Source organism: Pseudomonas sp. LD120, from assembly GCF_009861525.1.
In the GTDB taxonomy this organism is placed as follows: domain Bacteria; phylum Pseudomonadota; class Gammaproteobacteria; order Pseudomonadales; family Pseudomonadaceae; genus Aquipseudomonas.
On record NZ_WVHL01000005.1, the window covers coordinates 211,083 to 231,776 of the forward strand.

Sequence of the window (20,694 nt, forward strand, 5' to 3'; positions counted from 1 at the left end):
TCCTGAGCAGTTTGGCTCGGGCGTTTGCTTGTGTATGCTCCGCCGACGTTTCAGGCTCAACCATTATAAGAACACTGCCTATGACCCTTGACCCCGACCTGTTTGGCCCTGTTGTGGAGCCGCGGGTCATACGCCAGCACTATGCCGTCGAGATGGCCGTTGCGCGCACGCGTCTGCTGTATCAGGGCTCGCTGCTGCCGACTCTGTTCATGCTGCTCAACGGCCTGGTCTGCACTTGGCTGCTGTGGAGCCCGGCGCGCTATCTATTGCTCAGTGTGTGGATGGTCTGGCTGCTGGCCCTGGCGGCCTTGCGGGTGATTCAGGTCGCGGCCTTCGATTCGGCGATTCCCAGCCGTCAGGCGCAGCCGGTCTGGCGACGCATGTTCCTCCTGGGCTCGACGGTCAGCGGTCTGACTCTGGCCTGCGCCGGCATCGCCCTGGCACCCACCGACAGTTTCATGCAGCAGGCCTGGGTCTTCGGCCTGATTGGCGCGGCGATTCTCTCGGCCAGCGTGGCGTATGCGGTTAGCCTGCAGGCTTTTCTATCCTTCACCCTGCCTTGCCTGCTGCCGGCCATCGCCTACCTGTTCTGGGGCGGTGATGAACAGCAGCGCGGCTGGGGCTGGCTGGGGCTGATTCTGCTGGTCTCGTTGAGTGTGGTGGCCTGGCAAGTCAATGGTCTGATCCAGCGAGGCCTTTTGCGGCGTTTTCAGAACCAGGCGTTGATCGAACATTTACAAGACGCTCAGAGCCGCAGCGGCCAGCTCAACCGTGAGCTGGCCCGGGAAGTGGAGCAGCGCCGGCGTGCCGAGGAACAACTGCGAGAAGCCCAGACAGGTCTGGAGCAGCGGGTGGCCCAGCGCAGCCTGGAACTGGACGCGGCCAATCAGGCCCTGAGCAAGAGCGAAGCGCGCCTGGCCCTGGCCCTGAGCGCCAGCGAGCTGGGGTTATGGGACTGGAACCTGCAAACCGATGAGGTCCATCACACTCAGATCAAAGAGCTGTTCGGCCTGGAGCCCGAAGACGTCACGGCGATGCTCCGCCATCTCAAGCCGCGCCTGCACCCTGAGGACCTGCCGCTGCTCAAGCGGGCCCTGGTGGAGCACCTCAAGGGCCGCAGCGAGGATTATCAGGTGGAATACCGGCTGCGCCACGGCGCCGGCCACTGGGTGTGGATCGAGGACCGCGGCCGTGCGGTGGAGCGCGGCCGCGACGGGCGGGTGCTGCGCATGGTCGGCACCCGCCGCGACATCAGCGCCGAAAAGGAGCTGGAAGTGCAGCGCAACCTGGCGGCCACAGTGTTCGAAGCGGCCAGCGAAGGCATTGTCATCCTCGACCCGGATTACACCCTGCTGGCGGTCAATCAGGCCTTCAGCCAGGTCACCGGCTACCAGATCGAAGACATGCTCGGGCGCAATGTGGTGGAGCTGTCCTGCAGCCGCGATGCCCGGCGCCACTACCCGTTGATCCACCAGGCCTTGGAACAGCACGGCAGTTGGCAGGGGGAATTGGTGGAGGCGCGTAAGAATGGCGAGCTTTATCCGCAGTGGCTGCAGTTGAATGTGGTGCGGGATAAACGAGGAAAAGTCCGGCATATCGTGGGCTTCTTCGCCGATCTTTCAGCCCGGCGCGAATCCGAGGAGCGCATGCGCTATCTCACCCATTACGACGAGCTTACTGGGCTGGCCAACCGTTCGCTGTTTCGCGAGCGCCTGTGCGAAGCCCATCAGCGCGTGCGCCAGGGCGGGCGTAGCCTGGCGTTGCTGCACATCGATCTGGATCGCTTCAAGCTGCTCAACGATAGCCTCGGTCATGAGGTGGCCGACCAGTTGTTGCAGAAAATGGCTCGGCGACTGGTCAACGCCTTGCCGGAAGCCGACACCATTAGCCGGCTGTCCGGAGATGAATTCGCCGTGCTGTTCGACGCCTACGGCAGCCTGTCGAGCCTGACCCGGGTGGCCACCCGGCTGCTGAGCAAGCTGCGCCTGCCGATCACCGTTGACGGCCACGAACTGGTGGTCAGCGCGTCCATTGGCATCAGCATGCTGCCCGACAGTGCTCGGGAGATCGCGGCCCTGGTGAGTCAGGCGAACATGGCCATGGCCCACGCCAAGCACCTGGGTGGCAATAACTTCCAGTTCTATACCGAGAGCCTGCAAGCCAGCACCCTGGAGCGTCTGCAACTGGAAAACCAGCTACGCAAGGCCATCGACGAGGGCCAGTTGATGGTCTTCTACCAACCCAAGCTATGCCTGAGCTCCGGGCGCTTGAACGCCGCCGAAGCCCTGGTGCGCTGGGAGCATCCGACCATGGGCCGGGTGCCCCCCGGGGACTTTATCGGCCTGGCGGAAGAAACCGGGCTGATCGCCCCCATCGGCGAGTTCGTGCTGCGCGAGGCCTGTCGGCAAGCCTGTGAATGGCAGCGACAGGGCCTGGCGCCGATTCGTGTGTCGGTCAACCTGTCGGTGTATCAGTTGCGTCAGGGCAAGCTGGTAAGCCTGGTGCGCCAAGTGTTGGAAGAAACCGGCCTGGCGCCGCAGTTCCTGGAGTTGGAGCTGACAGAAAGTCAATTGCTCGACAGCGTCGAACACATCATTGCGACCTTCCAGCAACTGCGTGACCTGGGGGTGAAGCTGGCCATCGACGACTTTGGCACGGGGTACTCGTCGCTGAGTTATCTCAAGCGGATTCCGGTGGACTACGTGAAGATCGATCAGGCCTTTATTCGTGGTCTGGCCGAAGGCGGCGAAGACGCGGCGATCACCCGGGCGATCATCGCCATGGCGCACGGGTTGTCGCTCAAAGTGGTGGCCGAAGGGGTTGAGGATCCGGCGCAAATGACCTTCCTGCGGGCTGAACAGTGCGATGAAGTGCAGGGCTACCTGATCAGCCGGCCGGTGAACGCCGAAGGGCTCGCGCTGTTGTTGCAGGCCCAGACCCGGTAACCGCTCTTGGCACACGCCGCAACGGCTACATAAGTCGTACCCGGCTGAAAATGGGGGGTAGGCAGGTAACTTCGTGATGCATTGAGCAGGCAAAAAGCCGATTCCTGTAGTATAACTACAAGCTTGCTACATCTCCGGCGTCAGCCAACAACAATGAGTCCAGCCCTTTGAACCTGTTGCAGCACATCGCCCAGTCACGTCATTTGTTACGCAAGTCGGAACTCAAGGTCGCCGATCACGTGCTCCTTGATCCTGCGGCCGTGATGCACAGTTCCATGGCGGATCTGGCCCACAGCGTGGGCATCAGCGAGCCGACCATCGTGCGCTTTTGCCGGGCCATTGGCTGCTCGGGTTTCCAGGACCTGAAGCTCAAGCTGGCCCAGAGCCTCGCCGCCGGAGCCAGCTTCGGTCAGTTCGCGATTCATGAAGACGACTCTGTCGCCGACTACAGCCTGAAGATCTTCGACACCACCCTGCACACCCTGATGGAGGTTCGCGAGAAGCTCGATCCGGTGGCTCTGCAACAGGCGGTGACCGCCATGTCCCAGGCCCAGCGCGTGGAGTTCTACGGCTTCGGCGCTTCGGGTGCGGTGGCGGCGGATGCCCAGCACAAGTTCTTCCGCCTGCTGCTGACCGCGGCGGCCTATTCCGACCCGCACATGCAGGCGATGTCGGCGGTGACCTTGAAGCCCACCGATGTGGCCATCTGCATTTCCCAGTCCGGGCGTTCCAAGGATCTGCTGATCACCGCCAACCTGGTGCGCGAGAGCGGCGCCTCGCTGATTACCCTGTGCCCGAGCCAGACGCCGTTGGCCGAGTTGTCCACGGTCAACCTGGCCATCGACGTCCACGAAGACACCGAGATCTACACCCCGCTGACCTCGCGCATTGCTCACCTGGTGGTGATCGACGTGCTGGCCATGGGCGTGGCCATGGCTCGCGGCCCGAGCCTGGTGAATCACCTCAAGAGCGTCAAGCGCAGCCTTCGCAGCCTGCGCCTGTCGCCCAAGTCGGTCAAAGCCCTGGACGATTGAGTCTGGAGGCGCGATGCCGACGGCGTCGGCATTGCCTGGCTGGTCACTCGGGGTAGGGCGACGGGGCGTCGTCCTGATCTTGGTCATCAAGGTCTTTCGGCTTGACTTCCACCAGGGTGCCCGCCGCGTCTTCGCTGAGGCTACGGGCCTGGTTCAGGGCCGCGTTGTCCGGCTTGAAGCTCAGCAACCTCTCTGCGGCCAGCAATTGCTCGCTGGCCTCTTCAAGCCTTACCAACTCCTCGCCATAGCCTTCGTAGCAAGTGTCATCGTCTGACAGGTCATCGATACGGCGTTGTTTTTTGTCCAGGTTGGCGTGGATTCTTTCCAGGAGTTCCTGCTGTTCGACGATCTCATCGAAGATTTCATCAACCTCATCGGGGTCGGCAGGAGCCTCAGGCGCTGGCCCTGGGTTTTGATTGGCGCTGAGGGCGGCGAGGGCGTCATCTTTCCCCTGGCTGAAGGCCGTGGGTTGCCTGGCAGGTGTTTGATCGGGTGTTTTTTCGTGTTCTGGTGTGGTCATGGGGGCTCTCCAAAAAGGGCGTAGGGATTGGTTTGTCCAGCTAGGTGGTGCGGGAGGGATAATAGAGAGCGGGCATTTTTCGGGGGACCGGAAATCCGTGGAGGCGGTGTCCATTTTTCAAGGAGCCACAGTCAATGGTCAGGATTCCAGCGTATTTTGAGGTCTTCGAAGTGCTGTGCCGGGGGGCAGGGCTGTTGACTGCCGCTACCGATGGCTTTTCCGAGCTTAGGTCCTATGAGGGCAAGCAGAAGCTGTACTTCAGGAAAAACAATGAGGTGGAGCAGGGGCTGCTGCCGGATCTACTCAAGTATCTGGTACAGGACGACAAGGCGCTGGCCGCTACGCTTCAGCACTATCTGAGTCAATACGAGCATGTGGTCTCGATATTGAAGTCACGTCCGATCATCACTTACCAGGATTACGAAACAGGAATAGCTCGATTCCTGGATACCTGGGTCCTTCCGCAGTTGGCCGTACTTCTGCATCGAATTCACACCAGGCTTTCTCCTCGAACGATGCTTTATCATTTCCACACACTGCTGGTCAGCCACGGGGCCAATGACATGCGAGCTTCTTCGTTGAAGGGCTACGTAAAAGGCCTGGTACCGGCCGGGGTAGAAACGACGGATTTTTTTTATGCCCTGGACAAGGTCAGCGATAAATCCCATAAGAAACTCTCCACGATCAATGCCGAGATCGAGGGCCTGAGCGCGGAAATTTCATCTAGCAAGCTGACGGTAGCAGCGCAACTGGAACTGTTGGGTACCCTTCGTTGTGCCTATACGGCGGCGACTGCGCTCAGTCGTTTTTCGAGCATGTATGAGTCCGTCCAGACGGATTCGAAAGCCACCCTGGTAGAGCGTTTTCGTCATCACTACGAAGCAGTCTGCGGATGTGGGGAGTCCGACCGACTGGCAACTTCGCATATCGGGCTGTTTGATGGCTTCATTGTTTCGAGATCGCTGGATGCCAGTGAAAATGACCATCTTCAGCAGCTGTTTGACGTCTTTTCCGAGCAAGTCGCCGCACGGTCGGTGGAGGAGTTCGAACCCTTGCACCAACTCGTCCTGGCCATCGAAGAGGAGCCCCGGGACCCCGTAGCGATAGAGCAGGCATTCTCGAAGCTGGAGCAGCATCCGGATTACCAGCTGTTTGAGGCCTTCGCATGGCAGGCACGGGCCGTCTTGGCACTGGAGAGTGGCGAAGCTGCCCGGTCCTTGGCGTTTTATCGGAAGGTCTTGCCGTACTCTGAAAAACAGCAGTTGGGGCGGGTGGGGTTCTTTGCCGCATCCTATGCCATTGCCTTGGAGGTGATGCAGGAGATGCCTCTGCCACACGGATACCAGAACCCGCTGATCAGCTACAGGATCGAATCGGAGCAGCAGGTTGCCGAACTGCGCGTGGCGTTCCCGACGGTCTTCACCCCATATAGCAAGCCGCCTGAGTGGCCGGCCCCGGTGCAAGCCGTGTTTTCCTCGATCAAGGCGTTCAACAGGGATATGTTGGAACTGGCGCGAATCTCCCGGGAGATTTACTGCAACCCGTTGAAAAAGCTCAACGGATTGATGGGCGAGTTCTTCAACTTGTTGGGGGCGGGAAGCGATGAGGCAGGGTTCGGCAAGCTGATCTGCAAAGCCATCAAGAGCAAGGACCGGGGGCGCTCGGTGTTGAGCATGTATAGCGCCACGCCTTATGAGGTCTTGCGCGATGAACACCTGTATGCGCAGACGCTATTCGGCAGCCGCAAGCTGTACTTTCGGTTGAACCCGCACTTACAGGCGTATTACCAGTTGCCCGAAGCCCGGAAGAAACTGATCTTGAAAGCCTTGAACCCGGATCGTTACCGAGACGATTTGCAGCGGGCCCATTGAGCATGGCCGGTTGGTTGTCCGTTGGGCACGCCAGCTTCATCGTTCTGTTACCCCGCTGACGTACAACTGTCATCGGGGTGATGCATCGTGAAACTCCCGTACTCGCATTGGGAGACTCGAAATGGCCCGGCCTTACGAAGAGAGCAGCAGCGTCGTCAAAACCCGTCGTCAGCAGGAAGACCAACGGCGCATGGAATTTCGCCGTGCGATCGAACACCGCTTCGAACTGCGTCAGTTGCAGCAGCAAATCAACGATTACCCGGATATCGAGGCCATCAATTACTGGCAGGCAGCACCCGTGGCTTCCCGTCGAAGCGCTCAACCAGCCCGCTGATCTGCATCCGTTCGCTGCGGATGAATCCCAGGAACGCATGCGCTACCGGTGACAGGCGTTTGGCTTTGGCCTGTACCAGGCACCAGCTGCGCAGCAATGGCAGCTCTTCGACCGGCAACTCGATCAAGCCGCCGGTCGCCAACTCAAGGTTCAGGGCGTGGCGCGTCAGCAAGGCCACGCCCAGACCCGCTCGCACGCACTCACGCTGAGCCTCGGCCGACGATACTTCGAGAATCTGGGTGAAGTGCACGCGCTTTTCCTTGAAGTACTCCTCGCACGCCAGGCGCGTACCCGAGCCCTGTTCGCGCAGCACCAGGGTGTAAGGCTCAAGGTCTTGCAGGCGCAGCGCTCCCAGGTGGCTCAACGGATGATCCGGGGGGGCCACGGCGACGATCGGGTTGTTGAGAAACGGCAGGAACTCCAGCTCCATGTCCTGGGGCACCATGGACATGATCACCAGGTCATCGCGGTTGTCCGAGAGGCGGCGGATCACCTGGGCACGGTTGACCACGGTCAGTTGCAGGTGGACTTCCGGGTGTTGGCGCTTGAAGGCGGCGAACAGGTGCGGGACAAAGTACTTGGCGCTGGATTCCACCGCCAGCTTGAGCTGGCCCTGCAGTGAGCCCTGCATGTCCGAGAGCTGCATGTCGAGGTTTTCCAGGCGCCCGAAGATATCCCGGCTGGCCCGCTGCAGGGCTTCGGCGGCTTCAGTCATGTAGAGCTTCTTGCCGACGTAATCGAACAACGGCTGGCCGATCAGTTCCTCCAGCTGACGGATCTGCAGGCTGACCGCCGGCTGGGTGAGATTCATTTCTTCGGCGGCGCGACTGTAGGAGCGCAGATCGCAGACTTCATTGAAAATCTGCAATTGACGTAATGTCAGTCTCATCAAGGACTTACGCATTTCTGGAGTGCTCACGCCTGGGGCTGGTGGCACGACTATAAGTCTTTACTTATGCCCAACCCAATAATTATTGATTTTTGTTAATCCCTCCGCAGAGCTAGTGTGACGCGGCGACTGACTTGAAACATTTGGTCACGCGCCGACTCGGTCTAGCGGGTCGTTTGTTCCAACGGCTCAAGGGAACCTCCAAGTGATAAAAAAGATCCTGATCGCCAACCGTGGTGAGATTGCCGTACGAATCGTGCGTGCCTGCGCCGAGATGGGCATCCGTTCGGTCGCGATCTTTTCCGAGGCCGATCGCCATGCCCTGCATGTCAAGCGTGCGGATGAGGCCCACAGCATTGGCGCCGAGCCACTGGCCGGCTACCTGAACCCACGCAAACTGGTGAACCTGGCGGTGGAAACCGGTTGCGACGCCTTGCATCCCGGCTATGGTTTTCTCTCGGAAAATGCCGAACTGGCGGAAATCTGCGCCGAACGTGGAGTCAAGTTCATTGGCCCGTCGGCGGAAGTCATCCGCCGCATGGGCGACAAGACCGAAGCCCGTCGCAGCATGATCAAGGCCGGCGTGCCGGTGACCCCGGGCACTGAAGGCAACGTGGCGGATATCCACGAAGCCCTGTCTGAAGGCGATCGCATCGGTTACCCGGTGATGCTCAAGGCCACGTCTGGTGGCGGCGGTCGTGGCATCCGGCGCTGTAACAGCCGCGAAGAGCTGGAGCAGGCGTTCCCTCGGGTGATTTCCGAAGCCACCAAGGCCTTTGGTTCGGCGGAAGTGTTCCTGGAAAAGTGCATCGTCAATCCCAAGCACATCGAAGCGCAGGTCCTTGGCGACAGCTTTGGCAACGTGGTGCACCTGTTCGAGCGCGACTGTTCGATCCAGCGCCGCAACCAGAAGCTCATCGAGATCGCCCCGAGCCCGCAGCTGACCCCGGAACAGCGCGCCTACATCGGCGACCTGTCGGTGCGCGCGGCCAAGGCCGTGGGCTACGAGAACGCCGGCACCGTGGAGTTTCTGCTCGCCGAGGGCGAGGTGTACTTCATGGAGATGAACACCCGGGTGCAGGTTGAACACACCATCACCGAGGAAATCACCGGCATCGACATCGTCCGCGAACAGATCCGCATCGCCTCGGGCCTGCCGCTTTCGGTCAAGCAGGAAGACATCCTGCACCGTGGTTTCGCGTTGCAGTTTCGCATCAACGCTGAGGACCCGAAGAACAACTTCCTCCCCAGCTTCGGCAAGATCACCCGTTACTACGCCCCCGGCGGCCCCGGCGTGCGTACCGACACGGCGATCTACACCGGTTACACCATTCCGCCGTTCTACGACTCCATGTGCCTGAAGCTGGTGGTCTGGGCCCTGACCTGGGAAGAAGCGATGGACCGTGGCCTGCGCGCCCTGGACGACATGCGCTTGCAAGGGGTCAAGACCACCGCCGCCTACTACCAGGAAATCCTCCGTAACCCGGAATTTCGTAGCGGTCAGTTCAACACCAGCTTCGTTGAGAGCCATCCGGAACTGACCAATTACTCGATCAAGCGCAAACCCGAAGAGCTGGCCCTGGCCATCGCCGCCGCCATCGCCGCCCACGCAGGCCTTTGAATAAGCAGCGGCAAGCTTTTAGCCACAAGCGCCAAGTCAGAGCTGATCGGCTTTTACTGGCGGCTTGTAGCTCAGAGCTTGCAGCTATGAGGAGATACCAATGACTAAGAAGATCTTCGTTACCGACACCATCCTGCGCGACGCTCACCAATCGCTGCTGGCCACCCGCATGCGCACCGAAGACATGCTGCCGATCTGCGACAAGCTGGACAAAGTCGGCTACTGGTCCCTGGAAGTCTGGGGGGGCGCGACCTTCGACGCCTGCGTGCGTTTCCTCAAGGAAGACCCCTGGGAGCGCCTGCGCAAACTGCGCGCGGCGCTGCCCAACACCCGTCTGCAAATGCTCCTGCGCGGCCAGAACCTGCTGGGCTACCGCCACTACAGCGACGACGTGGTCAAAGCCTTTGTGGCCAAGGCAGCGGTCAACGGCATCGATGTATTCCGCATCTTCGACGCCATGAACGACGTGCGTAACCTGCGGGTGGCCATCGAAGCGGTGAAAGCCGCCGGCAAGCACGCCCAGGGCACCATTGCCTACACCACCAGCCCGGTGCACACCATCGAGGCCTTCGTGGCCCAGGGTAAGCAGATGCAAGCCATGGGTTGCGACTCCATCGCGATCAAGGACATGGCCGGCCTGCTGACCCCTTACGCCACCGGCGAGCTGGTCAAGGCGCTGAAGGCCGAGCTGTCGCTGCCAGTGTTCATCCACTCCCACGACACCGCCGGCCTGGCTGCCATGTGCCAGCTCAAGGCCATCGAGAACGGCGCCGAGCATATCGACACTGCCATCTCCAGCTTCGCCTGGGGCACCAGCCACCCGGGCACCGAGTCGATGGTCGCGGCCCTTAAAGGCAGTGAATTCGACACCGGCCTCGATCTGGAGCTGCTACAAGAGATTGGCCTGTACTTCTACGCCGTGCGCAAGAAGTACCACCAGTTCGAAAGCGAATTCACCGCGGTCGACACCCGGGTGCAAGTCAACCAGGTGCCGGGCGGGATGATTTCCAACCTCGCCAACCAGTTGAAAGAGCAGGGCGCGCTCAACCGCATGGGCGAAGTGCTGGCGGAAATCCCACGGGTGCGTCACGACCTGGGCTACCCGCCGCTGGTGACCCCGACTTCGCAGATCGTCGGCACCCAGGCGTTCTTCAACGTCCTGGCCGGCGAGCGCTACAAGACCATCACCAACGAAGTGAAGCTGTACCTGCAAGGCGGCTACGGCAAGGCCCCGGGTCAGGTGGACGAAAACCTGCGGCGCCAGGCCATCGGCAGCGAGGACGTGATCGACGTGCGTCCGGCCGACCTGCTGAAGCCGGAGATGACCAAGCTGCGCGGCGAAATCGGTGCCCTGGCGCATTCCGAGGAAGACGTGCTGACCTACGCCATGTTCCCGGACATTGGGCGCAAATTCCTCGAAGAGCGTGAGGCCGGCACCCTGGTTCCGGAAGTATTGCTGCCGATCCCTGAGGCTGGCGGCGTCAGCAAGCCGGGCGGTGAAGGCGTGCCGACCGAGTTCGTCATCGACGTCCACGGTGAAACCTACCGCGTCGACATCACCGGTGTCGGGGTCAAGGCCGAAGGCAAGCGGCACTTCTACCTGTCCATCGACGGCATGCCGGAAGAAGTGGTGTTCGAGCCGCTCAACGAGTTTGTTGGCGGTAGCAGCAAGCGCAAGCAGGCCAGCGAGCCGGGCCATGTCAGCACCACCATGCCGGGCAACATCGTCGATGTGCTGGTCAAGCAAGGCGACGTAGTCAAGGCCGGCCAGGCGGTGCTGATCACCGAAGCGATGAAGATGGAAACCGAAGTCCAGGCGGCGGTCGCCGGCAAGGTCGTGGCGATCCACGTGGCCAAGGGCGACCGGGTCAACCCGGGCGAAATCCTGATTGAGATCGAGGGCTGAGTTCAGCCCCTTATCTGCAACTGTTTACCTCGGGGGAGCTACGGCTCCCCTTTTTTTGCTTTTTTAGAAGTGTCGTTTAATGCATTTTTTGCAGCGAATAGTTTATTGAAATGTATTTAAATGCACTTATTGATTCGGAGACTTAGAATAACTGCAACATAATGCACAGATGATTGAGGCGGAACCTCTATTGAAATGCAGCAAATTACAGGTACCCCAATGCTCCGGCTGACGTTGCAGCTCTACGGCGCAGGGGCGTGGAGCGATGCCATGACCCTGAGTTTCGACAACCCCGAAGCGGGCTTTGCCAGCCCTTGCAGCTTTGGTTATGTGCCGCAGTATCTGGTGGACAACCTGGATGCTGTTGCCAGCCCGCTGAGCCGTGCGGTCAGTGCCCAGATACCCTTGGGGTGGGAGCCCTGGCGAGAAGACCGGGCTCCGGCCTTTCTTTATGACCTGGTCGCCACGCCGGCGACGCGCAGTTTTTTGCTCCGGCAGATCGGCCATGAGCGGCCCGATGACATGGGCAGTGAGTTGTTCCTCCTGGCCCGAAGCACCGCGGCGCCCATTGGCCATCTGCGGATCAAGGAGTCTCTGGCGGGGTTGCATCGGCGTCCGGTCCTGGGTTTCACCCGGGATCAGGTGGCGACCCTGGATAACCATTTTCTTGAATACGCCCATGAGCAGGCGGCGGCTTTTGGTGGCACGGCGAGCATTGGCGACGCAGTGCCCAAGCTGTTGTTGACCGAAAACCGCGAGGGCTTGTTGTACCCCGATGCGCTGCTCGATGACCCTTCGGCGGCGCGTCACTGGTGGGTGAAGTTCCCTCGCAACGGGGCTTTGCCAAATGACTGCGACATCCTCCGGAGCGAGTTCCACTATTACCGGGCGCTGCAACAGTTGGGGATCGAGACGTTGCCGGCTTCTGGACTGGCCCTGGAAGAGGGGCGCCGGCCGAGCCTGTGGATGCAGCGTTTTGACCGTCGCGTGACGGGGGCAGGCGTTGAGCGGCTAGCGGTGGAGTCGATCTATTCACTGGCCGGGCTGGTGGGCCAGAGCCAAGGCATGCGCCACACCGAGGTCCTGGGGATACTCGCCGAACTATGGCGAATCACCGGCCAGGAGTCGCAGATTCCCGAGCTGGTGGCGGATTATCTGCGACGGGACCTGCTCAACAAAATCCTCGGCAACTCAGGCAACCATGGGCGCAACATCGCGATCATCCGCAGCGACGATGGGGTGCAACTGGCGCCTATCTACGACCTGGCGCCCACCGTCATGGATGAGCAAGGCATTACCCGGACCCTCAAATGGCCCGGACGCATGGAAGTGGCCGGCGAAGTCGACTGGCGCCTGGTGTGCGCCAGCCTCAAGCCGCTGCTTGATCCCGAGGCGGCCTTCACCCGCTTGCGCGAAGATGCCGAACAACTGCGGGCCCTGTCGGACCTGTTGAGTGCCGGGGGCCTGCCCGAAGCCACGCTGAATCATCCGCGCATTCATCTGCGCCACCTGGACCGACGCCTGCAAGAGTGGGGATTGCGATGACGATGACGCTGGAAGAACGCGGTGCGCTGATCGACAGCGTCCAGCAGGAAATGGCAGCCGGTCGCTTGCCGATTGGCGATGCCGTCAGGCGCCTGCGCACTGACGTCACGGGGCTGCATCAGAGTCAGTTCGCCCGCATGTGCCGGATCTCCCTGCGCACCCTGATCCACATTGAACACGGAGACGGCAACCCGACCCTCAAGTCATTGAACGCGGTGTTCAAGCCTTTCGGTTTGCAGATGGGGGTGGTGAAGGTGCACAAGACCAGCCGCGCCCGTTCGCTGCTCAATGATCCACAGCGTCTGGAAAAGGGCCCGGGAATCCCCGGGCCTTCGGCACTCAACTGAGCCTCAGCCGCGCTTGGCGTAGCCCTTGCCGTAGTGTTTTTCCATCCGGGCCTGGATCAGTTCCAGGCCGATGGACAGCAGCCAGTAGATCAGCGCCGCGGTGCTGAGCATTTCGATGTAGCGATAGCTGGAGCGGCCGTAGGACTGGGCCAGGAACATCACTTCCCAGACGCCCATCACCGAGATCAGCGACGAGTCCTTGAGCATTGAGATGAACTGGTTGGTGGCCGGTGGGATGATGGTGCGCATGGCCTGGGGCAGGGTCACCTGCCAGAAGATCACGCTGTCGCTCATGCCCAGGGCCAGGGCCGCCTGGCGTTGGCCGTGGGGTACGCCGAGGATGCCGGCACGGAAAATCTCGCTGAGGTAGGCGCCATAGTTCAGCGACAGGGCGATGATCCCGGCGGTGATGGCGCCGGGCACCAGCCCCAATTGCGGCAGGCCGAGGTAGATCAGCAGGATCTGGATCAGCAGCGGCGTGCCGCGAAAGAACGAGGCGTAGAAGCTGGCGATGCCGAAGGCCACGGCGCTGGACGAGAGTCGCGCCAGGGCGGTGACAAAGCCCAGCAGCGACGAGGCGACGATGGAGCAGGCGCAGAGGAACAGGGTCAGCGCCGCGCCCTGGAGAAAGCCGCTGGGGGACAGGTGCAGGCCCAGCAGGTTCGGCAGTTTGTCGAGGATGATCGAGAACTTCAGGTCGAAGCTCAGGAAAAAGCTGGTGAACAGACCCAGCAGCGCCGCCCAGGTCAGGTACAGGCGGGTGCGAAAGCCCAGCAGGCGCTTGAGCAGCGGTTCAGCCACCGGTTGCGGTGGCTGCGGCGGTGGCGTGTAAGCAGTCATTGGCTGATGTCGGCGCCGATCCATTTCTGCGAGAGCTGGCTCAGGGTGCCGTCCTGCTTCAGTTGGGCGAAGACCTCACGCACCTTGGCATTCCACTGGGCATCGCCTTTCTCGATGGCCACCGAGTTAGGTTCGGCGTACAGCGGTTCGCCGGCCAGCTTGAAGCGCGCGTCCTGGGTCAGCCGGGGCTGAGCGGTGACCAGGTTGGTGAGGATCGCATCCAGGCGCACGCCCGGGCCCAGGCCCAAGTCCTGGAAGGCCACGTTGTCGGTGTCGTAGGGGGCGATCTGCACATTCTCGAAGGGGTATTGCAGCTGGTTGTCTTCAGCGCCTTCGATCACCAGGCTCTTGTTCAGGTAGCTCTCGTAGCTGGAGGCGGCGGTGAGGCCGACCTTCTTGTCGCTCAGGTCCTTGGCGTTGTGGATACGATCATCCTTGGCATTGACCACGATCACCGCCGGCGAAGCGTAGTACTGCACCGGAAAGTCGAACACCTCGGCGCGGGCCTTGCTCGGGGTCATGGAGCAGATGCAGATGTCGTAGCGACCGGCCCAGCGTCCGGCGGCGATCACGTCCCAGGACGGGGTTTCCAGGCGCAGCTTGACCCCGAGCTTGTCGGCCACGGCTTTGGCCACATCGACGTCGAAGCCGTCCAGCTGGTTCTGCTCATTGAGGAAGGAGAAGGGCGGGTAGCTTTCCATCAGCACCCCCACCAGCTCTTTTTTCTGTTCGATACGTTCCAGAGTGGCACCGGCGAAAGCCTGGGAAGAGGCAGCCAGAAGGGTCAGGCCGAGGGCTAGCAGCGGTTTGAATGTCATCGCAATCCTGACTGAAAAAAGTTGTTATTAACGGAATGGTGCGTATTTAATAGTTATAAGAACGACTCTGATAGTGAGTTATTTTCATAAGCATATGAGTAAAAAGCATATGGGCGCAGGCAATACGGTAATTCTGGACGGCGGTATGGGGCGTGAACTGCAACGTCGCGGGGCGCCGTTCCGGCAGCCTGAGTGGTCGGCGCTGGCTCTGAGCGAAGCGCCGCAAGCGGTGGAAGCGGTGCACGCGGCCTATATCGACAGCGGTGCCGACGTGATCACCAGCAACAGCTACGCGGTGGTGCCGTTTCATATCGGTGAAGCGCGTTTTGCCGCTGAAGGCCAAGCCCTGGCGGCGCTGGCTGGCGAACTGGCACGCCGCGCCGTGCAAGCCTCGGGCAAGCCGGTGCGGGTGGCGGGCTCGTTGCCGCCACTGTTTGGTTCCTATCGCCCCGACCTGTTCGATGCGTCCCGGGTCGAGGAGCTCCTGAGCCCGCTGGTTCAGGGCCTGGCGCCCTTTGTCGACCTGTGGCTGGCGGAGACCCAAAGCTCGATCATCGAGGCGCGGGCGATTCACGCCGGCTTGCCCAAGGACGGCAAGCCGTTCTGGCTGTCCTTCACCCTGAAGGATGAAGACGTCGATGAAGTACCGCGCCTGCGTTCCGGCGAGCCGGTGACTGACGCGGCGGCGGTGGCGGCGCAACTGGGCGTGCAGACCCTGCTGTTCAACTGCAGCCAGCCGGAAGTGATTGGTGCGGCGGTGGATGCGGCCCGTGAAACCTTTGAGCGCCTGGGCGCGTCGATCAACATCGGGGTGTACGCCAACGCCTTCCCGCCGCAGCCCGAGGACGCCACCGCCAACGACGGCCTGTGCCCGCTGCGTGAGGACCTCGACCCGCCGGGCTACCTGCAATGGGTGACGGACTGGCAGCGGCGCGGTGCCAGCCATGTGGGCGGTTGCTGCGGCATCGGGCCTGAGCATATTGCGGTGCTGGCGCAGAAGCTGGGCTGACCCTGTAGCCGCTGGCGCAGGCTGCGCCAAGGTCCGCAGGACCTTCCGCGGCCTTCAACGGCGGCGCCCACTGCGTCGGAGTGCCGCCTGGCTCGATCGCAGCCTGCGGCAGCGGCTACAGGTCTTCTACCAGGCCGGGTTCACCGCCCCCTTGTAGGCGCCGGCTTGCCGGCGAAAACCACGGTTACCCGCGACACTCCGCCAGCGACTTGAGCTGCCCCGCGCCGCTCTGGTTCTCATCGCTGAGCCATTGTTCGAACCCCTTGGCAATCACCGGCCATTCCCCGTCCAGGATCGAGAACCACGCGGTATCGCGGTTCTGTCCCTTGGCCACCATGTGCTGGCGAAACACCCCCTCGAAGCTGAAGCCCAAACGCTCGGCGGCATAGCGCGAGCGGGCATTGGCGTTGTTGCACTTCCATTCCAGTCGCCGGTAGCCCAGGGTGAAGGCTTCCCTGGCCAGCAGGTACACCGCCTCGGTGCTTTTGGGCGAGCGCTGCATCGGCGCGCCGAAGGTGACGTGGCCGATCTCGATGCGGCCCTGGGCCGGGACGATGGACATCAGGCTGATGAGGCCCTGGGCCTGGCCACTGGCGCGGTCGATCACGGTGAAGAAATACGGATCACTGGCAAGGGCGTGATTGCCGAGCCAGGCATCGAACGCCGGGCGCTCGGGGAAGGGGCCGTAAGGCAGGTAGTTCCACAGCACGGGGTCGGCACCGGGGCCTTGCAGCACCTGGAACAGCTCATCGCCATGGCGCGCCGGGTCGAGCCTTTCCAAGCGGATGAAGCGCCCTTCAAGCAGGGTGGCCGAAGGGGCGGGAACGCCTTTCCAATCGGCGAGAGAAATCGACATGCAGTGGCTCCTTGAGGGTTCAGAGGGGTTTGCGGAACTGGATAAAGCCCGGACGCTCGGCAATGCGTTCATACAACTGGATGGCCGTGGCATTGGTTTCGTGGGTCAGCCAGTGCACCTTGGCGCAGCCGTCCTGTTTCGCCCGGGCGTAGACGAACTCGATCAGCTGACGGCCGACACCGGTACCGCGCAGGTCCGGAGTCACCAGCAGGTCTTGCAGGTAGCAGGCATTCTCGATGCTCCAGTTGGAGCGGTGGTAGATGAAATGCACCAGGCCCACGGCGCGCTTGCCGTCCCAGGCCAGGGCGGCGTGGGTCGGTTCGCTGGGGTCGAGAAAACGCTGCCAGGTGCTCTGGGTCACGGCGTCCGCCAGTTCGGTTTCGTAGAAGCGCAGGTAGGCCTGCCACAGGGGCAGCCAGGCGCCGTGGTCGGCGGCGGTAACGGGGCGGATCTGGATCTGGCTCATGAAGGTTCCTTTATTGTTCTGTACGAATAACGTTCTGTAGGAAAACCTAACCCATCAGCCGGGACAATTGCTGGTCGCGCAGGTCGGCGCTGGCCGCCAGCCCCTCACGCACCCCGGCGATATCCTCGGCGTTGCGGTTCTGACTGAGTTTGCGCTTGCCTTCCAGGCGGTGGATCGGCAGGGCAAAGCCGACAATCGCCCGTAGCATGCCGTCGAGGTAGTCGGCCGGGGCGTCAGTCACGTTCCACGGCTGGGGGCGTCCGGCTTCGTGACGCTGGGTCAGGCCTTCGACCACGTTCAACAGGCGCTGCGGGTCGGTGAATACATCGGGCTGGCCATAGGCGTGCACTGCCACATAGTTCCAGGTGGGCACCACTTTGCCGTGCGCATTTTTGCTCGGGTAGAACGATGGACTGACGTAGGCATCCTCGCCGGTGAAAATCACCAACGCCTCGGCGCCGCAGGCCAGCTCCGCGCACTGCGGATTGGCCTTGGCCAGGTGCCCATAGAGCGTGCCATTGGCACCTTGCCCGGGGTCCAGCAGCAGCGGCAGGTGACTGGCCTGCAAGCCCAGGGCGCCCCAGGTCACCAGGGTCGCCAGGCGGCAGTCCTGGATCACCCCATGCAGGCGAGGGAGGTCTTCATCGATGAAAGCGCGAGGTTGGTACATGGAAAAAATCCTTGGCGAGAGGCGTCATCCTAGGCAGGCTAATGGTCTGTTGTAAGAGCCATTATCGACCTATTTCATGGGGCCAATTCACGGGGTACACCGCGATGAACAGTGCTTTGCCTCCGCTGTCTTTCAACCCCGCGGGCATCGAGCTGGACCGCCGCCAGGGGCTCAGTCGCCAGTTGTATCAGGCCTTGCGGCTGCGGGTGCTGGATGGGCGCCTGGCCAGTGGTACGCGCCTGCCGGCCAGTCGTGATCTGGCCGCCGCCCTGGGAATTTCCCGCAACAGCGTGGTTCGCGCCTACGACCAGTTGTACGCCGAGGGGTTTATCGAAGGCCGGGTCGGCGATGGCACCTATGTGGCTCAGTTACCCGAAACCCGACGCCCGTCCAAAAAACTATCCACAAAAGTATCCACAGGGTTTTCAACAGCCTTACCCACAGGTTTATCCACAAATTCGTCCGCTATACCTGGGATTGCATCCAGTAAAGTTATCCACAGCAGCGCCGTGCAGCGCTTGCAAAAGCATCATTTGAGCACCCCGCCCAGCGGTCCACCGCGGGCGTTCCGAGTGGGCGTACCGGCGTTCGATCTGTTTCCGTTTGAGGTCTGGGCCAAGCTGAATGCGGCCTTCTGGCGCAGGCCGGACTTGCGTCAGCTGTGCTATGGCGACTCTGCCGGCGATCCGCGCTTGCGCAGCATGATTGCCGCTTACCTGCGCAGTGCCCGGGGGCTGGCCTGCAGCGCTGAACAAATTGTGATCACCAGTGGCGCGCAACAGGGCATCAGCCTTTGTGCACAGTTGCTGGTGGAGCCCGGCGACACCGTAGCGGTGGAAAACCCCGGTTATCGCGCGGCCGGTCATGCCTTCGCCGTGGCCGGTGCGCGATTGCACGGCGTGGCGGTGGACCAGGAGGGTCTCGACTGTCGTCAGTTGGAGCAACTGGAGCATTGCCGTTTGGCCTATGTCACGCCGTCGCACCAGTACCCCACCGGGGTCACCATGAGTCTGGCCCGACGCCTGGAGCTGCTGGCCTGGGCTGAGCGCAGCCAGGGCTGGATCGTCGAGGACGACTACGACGGCGAGTACCGCTATAGCGGCGCCCCGCTGGCGCCCCTGGCGGCCCTGGATCAGCAGGGGCGGGTGATCTATGTCGGCACCTTCGGCAAGGTGGCGTTTCCGGCGTTGCGTCTGGGCTATCTGGTGCTGCCGCCACATCTGGTGCAGGCCTTTGCCCAGCGCCGGGCGGTGGACGTGCGTCATTCCGAGGTCAGTACTCAGGCGGTGATGGCCGAGTTCATGGCCGCTGGGCACTTCCAGCGGCACATCCGGCGCATGCGGCGGGCAGCCCTGAGTCGACGCAATAGGTTGTTGGCCGGCTGGCCGCCGGCAATCGACGGGGTCGGGCCGCTGCCTGGGGTGGCGGCGGGGCTGCATCTGAGCGTGGCGGTGGACAGCCTGGCCCGGGAACAGGCGTTGCTGGCCCAGGCGGCCGCTGTCGATGTTGAAATCACGGGATTGAGCGGCTACTGGCTGCCGCAAACCAGCGTGCCCGAGGATCGGCGAGCCGGGCTGGTGTTGGGCTTTGCCGCCGTGCCCGAGGCGGCTATCGAGTCTGCTCTGAGCCGTCTGCGTCAGGCCTGGCAGGTTTGACCGGGTATACTCGCGGCCATTTCCCTGTCCGAGTATTGTCATGACCCAGACCCTTCGCGCCGCGCCGCAACGTTCGTTCGGTGCGCCTGTGCTGGCTTTCCTGCTATTGGTGGCCGGCGCCTTGTTCCTGCAGACCCAGATGGGCGCGCGGCAGGTGCTGCTGTTGCTGTTGGGCGCCGCCCTGGGGCTGACTCTCTATCACGCGGCGTTTGGTTTCACCTCGGCCTGGCGGGTGTTTATTCGTGATCGGCGTGGCGCCGGCCTGCGGGCGCAGATGGTCATGCTGGCCTTGGCGGTGCTGTTGTTCTTCCCGGCGCTGGGCGCTGGCAGCCTGTTTGGTCAGCCTGTGGTGGGGCTGGTGGCGCCGGCGGGTGTTTCGGTGATCTTCGGCGCCTTCATCTTCGGTATCGGCATGCAACTGGGTGGTGGCTGCGCCTCGGGGACTTTGTTCACGGTGGGCGGCGGCAATGCGCGGATGCTGGTGACCCTGACGTTCTTTATCTGCGGTTCGCTGATTGCCACTCATCATGTCGACTGGTGGTTCGCCCTGCCGTCGCTGCCACCGATTTCCATCGTCCAGAGCTTCGGCGTGGGCCCGGCCCTGGGGTTGAGTTTGTGCCTGTTCGCGCTGATCGCCTTGCTCACCTTGACCCTGGAAAAGCGGCGTTACGGCGCGCTCGAAGCGCCCGTGAGCCACTCGCATCAGGGCTGGCGACGCATGCTGCGCGGTCCTTGGCCGTTGATCTGGGGCGCGTTGGCCCTGGCTCTGCTGAACTTCGCCACGCTGGCCCTGGCCGGTCGGCCGTGGGGCGTCACCTCGGCGTTTGCCTTGTGGGGCGCGAAAGTCGCCAGTGGGTTGGGGGTGGACGTGAGCAGTTGGCTGTTCTGGCAGAGCGCGTCCAATGCCAAGGCCCTGGCAGCGCCGGTGTGGCAGGACATCACCAGCGTCATGGATATCGGCATCGTCTTGGGGGCGTTGCTGGCGGCGGGACTGGCGGGGCGTTTCGCACCGAGCCTGAAGATTCCCCCGCGCTCGCTGGTGGCGGCGGTGATCGGTGGCCTGATGCTGGGTTATGGCTCGCGCCTGGCCTATGGCTGCAACATCGGCGCCTACTTCAGCGGCATCGCCTCTGGCAGCCTGCACGGGTGGCTTTGGCTGGTGGCGGCGTTCATCGGCAATGGCGTGGGGGTGCGCCTGCGGCCCTGGTTCTTTGCCGAAGAACGCACCCCCCAAGGCCTCAGCGGTTGCTGACCGGGTATCGACTGAGCGGTCAATGGTCCGTTGGCGGCTGTTGCACTGAGTGTCTTGTGGCCAAGGGCGCGGGCTCACGTGCCGCAAGCGGGTCCGGGAGCCGTTGGGGCGGTTCC

Annotated in this window: 17 protein-coding genes and 1 pseudogene; 11 read left to right on the forward strand and 7 right to left on the reverse strand. The window is 62.3% G+C overall.

Going from position 1 to position 20,694, the window contains the following annotated elements; genetic code table 11:
* The first annotated feature begins 80 nt into the window (after positions 1–80).
* Together PLD_RS15270 and hexR are read left to right on the forward strand one after the other, a co-directional pair.
* On the forward strand, positions 81–2,945 hold the full coding sequence (locus tag PLD_RS15270) for an EAL domain-containing protein (protein ID WP_159894086.1): 2,865 nt from the start codon (positions 81–83) through the stop codon (positions 2,943–2,945).
* A gap of 167 nt (positions 2,946–3,112) precedes the next feature.
* Positions 3,113–3,979, forward strand: a complete 867-nt coding sequence (hexR, locus tag PLD_RS15275; RefSeq protein ID WP_011064325.1) for a transcriptional regulator HexR — start codon at positions 3,113–3,115, stop codon at positions 3,977–3,979.
* A 43-nt stretch (positions 3,980–4,022) separates the two neighbouring features.
* On the opposite strand, the gene PLD_RS15280 is transcribed toward hexR, so the two are convergent.
* Entirely contained in the window at positions 4,023–4,499 is a 477-nt protein-coding gene (locus tag PLD_RS15280) for a hypothetical protein (protein WP_159894088.1), read from the reverse strand.
* Between the two features lie 134 nt (positions 4,500–4,633).
* Between PLD_RS15280 and PLD_RS15285 the strand changes: the two genes are divergently transcribed.
* Together PLD_RS15285 and PLD_RS15290 are read left to right on the forward strand one after the other, a co-directional pair.
* Positions 4,634–6,370 (forward strand): hypothetical protein, encoded by a 1,737-nt coding sequence (locus tag PLD_RS15285; protein ID WP_159894090.1) that lies wholly within the window; start codon positions 4,634–4,636, stop codon positions 6,368–6,370.
* Between the two features lie 121 nt (positions 6,371–6,491).
* Positions 6,492–6,704, forward strand: coding sequence for a PA3496 family putative envelope integrity protein (locus PLD_RS15290; RefSeq protein ID WP_159894092.1), 213 nt, complete (start codon positions 6,492–6,494; stop codon positions 6,702–6,704).
* Here PLD_RS15290 and PLD_RS15295 read toward each other — a convergent pair.
* On the reverse strand, positions 6,646–7,608 hold the full coding sequence (locus PLD_RS15295) for a LysR family transcriptional regulator (RefSeq protein ID WP_159894094.1): 963 nt from the start codon (positions 7,606–7,608) through the stop codon (positions 6,646–6,648). The two genes, PLD_RS15290 and PLD_RS15295, sit on opposite strands and share 59 nt — an antisense overlap.
* 190 nt (positions 7,609–7,798) lie before the next feature.
* Between PLD_RS15295 and PLD_RS15300 the strand changes: the two genes are divergently transcribed.
* The 4 genes and pseudogenes from PLD_RS15300 to PLD_RS15315 all read left to right on the forward strand — a co-directional run.
* Complete coding sequence (locus PLD_RS15300) at positions 7,799–9,214, forward strand: acetyl-CoA carboxylase biotin carboxylase subunit (protein ID WP_159894096.1); 1,416 nt, start codon at positions 7,799–7,801, stop codon at positions 9,212–9,214.
* Between the two features lie 100 nt (positions 9,215–9,314).
* Positions 9,315–11,120, forward strand: coding sequence for a sodium-extruding oxaloacetate decarboxylase subunit alpha (gene oadA, locus PLD_RS15305; RefSeq protein WP_159894098.1), 1,806 nt, complete (start codon positions 9,315–9,317; stop codon positions 11,118–11,120).
* A 270-nt stretch (positions 11,121–11,390) separates the two neighbouring features.
* Entirely contained in the window at positions 11,391–12,665 is a 1,275-nt protein-coding gene (locus PLD_RS15310; RefSeq protein ID WP_159898154.1) for a type II toxin-antitoxin system HipA family toxin, read from the forward strand.
* Positions 12,662–12,928: pseudogene (locus PLD_RS15315) on the forward strand (helix-turn-helix domain-containing protein); the annotation flags it as partial. The gene PLD_RS15310 and the pseudogene PLD_RS15315, both read left to right, overlap by 4 nt.
* Before the next feature lie 87 nt (positions 12,929–13,015).
* Here the strand turns inward: PLD_RS15315 and PLD_RS15320 are convergent.
* A complete protein-coding gene (locus tag PLD_RS15320; RefSeq protein ID WP_159894102.1) occupies positions 13,016–13,852 on the reverse strand; it encodes an amino acid ABC transporter permease in 837 nt (278 codons plus the stop codon).
* Positions 13,849–14,670: an ABC transporter substrate-binding protein gene (locus PLD_RS15325; protein ID WP_159894104.1), complete on the reverse strand. Its 822-nt coding sequence runs from the start codon at positions 14,668–14,670 to the stop codon at positions 13,849–13,851. The genes PLD_RS15320 and PLD_RS15325 overlap by 4 nt, the downstream gene beginning before the upstream one ends.
* A gap of 109 nt (positions 14,671–14,779) precedes the next feature.
* On the opposite strand from PLD_RS15325, the gene PLD_RS15330 reads away from it, so the two are divergent.
* The gene (locus tag PLD_RS15330) at positions 14,780–15,679 is read left to right on the forward strand and encodes a homocysteine S-methyltransferase family protein (protein ID WP_159894106.1); all 900 of its coding nucleotides are present in this window, start codon (positions 14,780–14,782) and stop codon (positions 15,677–15,679) included.
* A 184-nt stretch (positions 15,680–15,863) separates the two neighbouring features.
* Here the strand turns inward: PLD_RS15330 and PLD_RS15335 are convergent, their stop codons facing one another.
* From PLD_RS15335 to PLD_RS15345, 3 genes are read right to left on the reverse strand one after another with little or no spacing between them, the layout of a single operon-like run.
* Complete coding sequence (locus PLD_RS15335) at positions 15,864–16,535, reverse strand: GNAT family N-acetyltransferase (RefSeq protein ID WP_159894108.1); 672 nt, start codon at positions 16,533–16,535, stop codon at positions 15,864–15,866.
* A gap of 19 nt (positions 16,536–16,554) precedes the next feature.
* Positions 16,555–17,001: a GNAT family N-acetyltransferase gene (locus tag PLD_RS15340; RefSeq protein ID WP_159894110.1), complete on the reverse strand. Its 447-nt coding sequence runs from the start codon at positions 16,999–17,001 to the stop codon at positions 16,555–16,557.
* Between the two features lie 46 nt (positions 17,002–17,047).
* Positions 17,048–17,671, reverse strand: a complete 624-nt coding sequence (locus PLD_RS15345; protein ID WP_159894112.1) for an FMN-binding negative transcriptional regulator — start codon at positions 17,669–17,671, stop codon at positions 17,048–17,050.
* A 104-nt stretch (positions 17,672–17,775) separates the two neighbouring features.
* On the opposite strand from PLD_RS15345, the gene PLD_RS15350 reads away from it, so the two are divergent.
* On the forward strand, positions 17,776–19,326 hold the full coding sequence (locus PLD_RS15350) for a PLP-dependent aminotransferase family protein (RefSeq protein ID WP_159894114.1): 1,551 nt from the start codon (positions 17,776–17,778) through the stop codon (positions 19,324–19,326).
* Between the two features lie 40 nt (positions 19,327–19,366).
* A complete protein-coding gene (locus PLD_RS15355) occupies positions 19,367–20,578 on the forward strand; it encodes a YeeE/YedE family protein (RefSeq protein ID WP_159894116.1) in 1,212 nt (403 codons plus the stop codon).
* Positions 20,579–20,694 lie beyond the last annotated feature (116 nt).

Excerpts from the sequence above, each read along its gene's own strand:
- PLD_RS15270 (WP_159894086.1), top strand. The coding sequence starts at position 81 with ATGACCCTTGACCCCGACCTGTTTGGCCCTGTTGTGGAGCCGCGGGTC.
- PLD_RS15280 (WP_159894088.1), bottom strand. The coding sequence starts at position 4,499 with ATGACCACACCAGAACACGAAAAAACACCCGATCAAACACCTGCCAGG.
- PLD_RS15285 (WP_159894090.1), top strand. The coding sequence starts at position 4,634 with ATGGTCAGGATTCCAGCGTATTTTGAGGTCTTCGAAGTGCTGTGCCGG.
- PLD_RS15290 (WP_159894092.1), top strand. The coding sequence starts at position 6,492 with ATGGCCCGGCCTTACGAAGAGAGCAGCAGCGTCGTCAAAACCCGTCGT.
- PLD_RS15295 (WP_159894094.1), bottom strand. The coding sequence starts at position 7,608 with ATGCGTAAGTCCTTGATGAGACTGACATTACGTCAATTGCAGATTTTC.
- oadA (WP_159894098.1), top strand. The coding sequence starts at position 9,315 with ATGACTAAGAAGATCTTCGTTACCGACACCATCCTGCGCGACGCTCAC.
- PLD_RS15310 (WP_159898154.1), top strand. The coding sequence starts at position 11,391 with ATGACCCTGAGTTTCGACAACCCCGAAGCGGGCTTTGCCAGCCCTTGC.
- PLD_RS15320 (WP_159894102.1), bottom strand. The coding sequence starts at position 13,852 with ATGACTGCTTACACGCCACCGCCGCAGCCACCGCAACCGGTGGCTGAA.
- PLD_RS15325 (WP_159894104.1), bottom strand. The coding sequence starts at position 14,670 with ATGACATTCAAACCGCTGCTAGCCCTCGGCCTGACCCTTCTGGCTGCC.
- PLD_RS15330 (WP_159894106.1), top strand. The coding sequence starts at position 14,780 with ATGGGCGCAGGCAATACGGTAATTCTGGACGGCGGTATGGGGCGTGAA.
- PLD_RS15335 (WP_159894108.1), bottom strand. The coding sequence starts at position 16,535 with ATGTCGATTTCTCTCGCCGATTGGAAAGGCGTTCCCGCCCCTTCGGCC.
- PLD_RS15340 (WP_159894110.1), bottom strand. The coding sequence starts at position 17,001 with ATGAGCCAGATCCAGATCCGCCCCGTTACCGCCGCCGACCACGGCGCC.
- PLD_RS15345 (WP_159894112.1), bottom strand. The coding sequence starts at position 17,671 with ATGTACCAACCTCGCGCTTTCATCGATGAAGACCTCCCTCGCCTGCAT.
- PLD_RS15350 (WP_159894114.1), top strand. The coding sequence starts at position 17,776 with ATGAACAGTGCTTTGCCTCCGCTGTCTTTCAACCCCGCGGGCATCGAG.
- PLD_RS15355 (WP_159894116.1), top strand. The coding sequence starts at position 19,367 with ATGACCCAGACCCTTCGCGCCGCGCCGCAACGTTCGTTCGGTGCGCCT.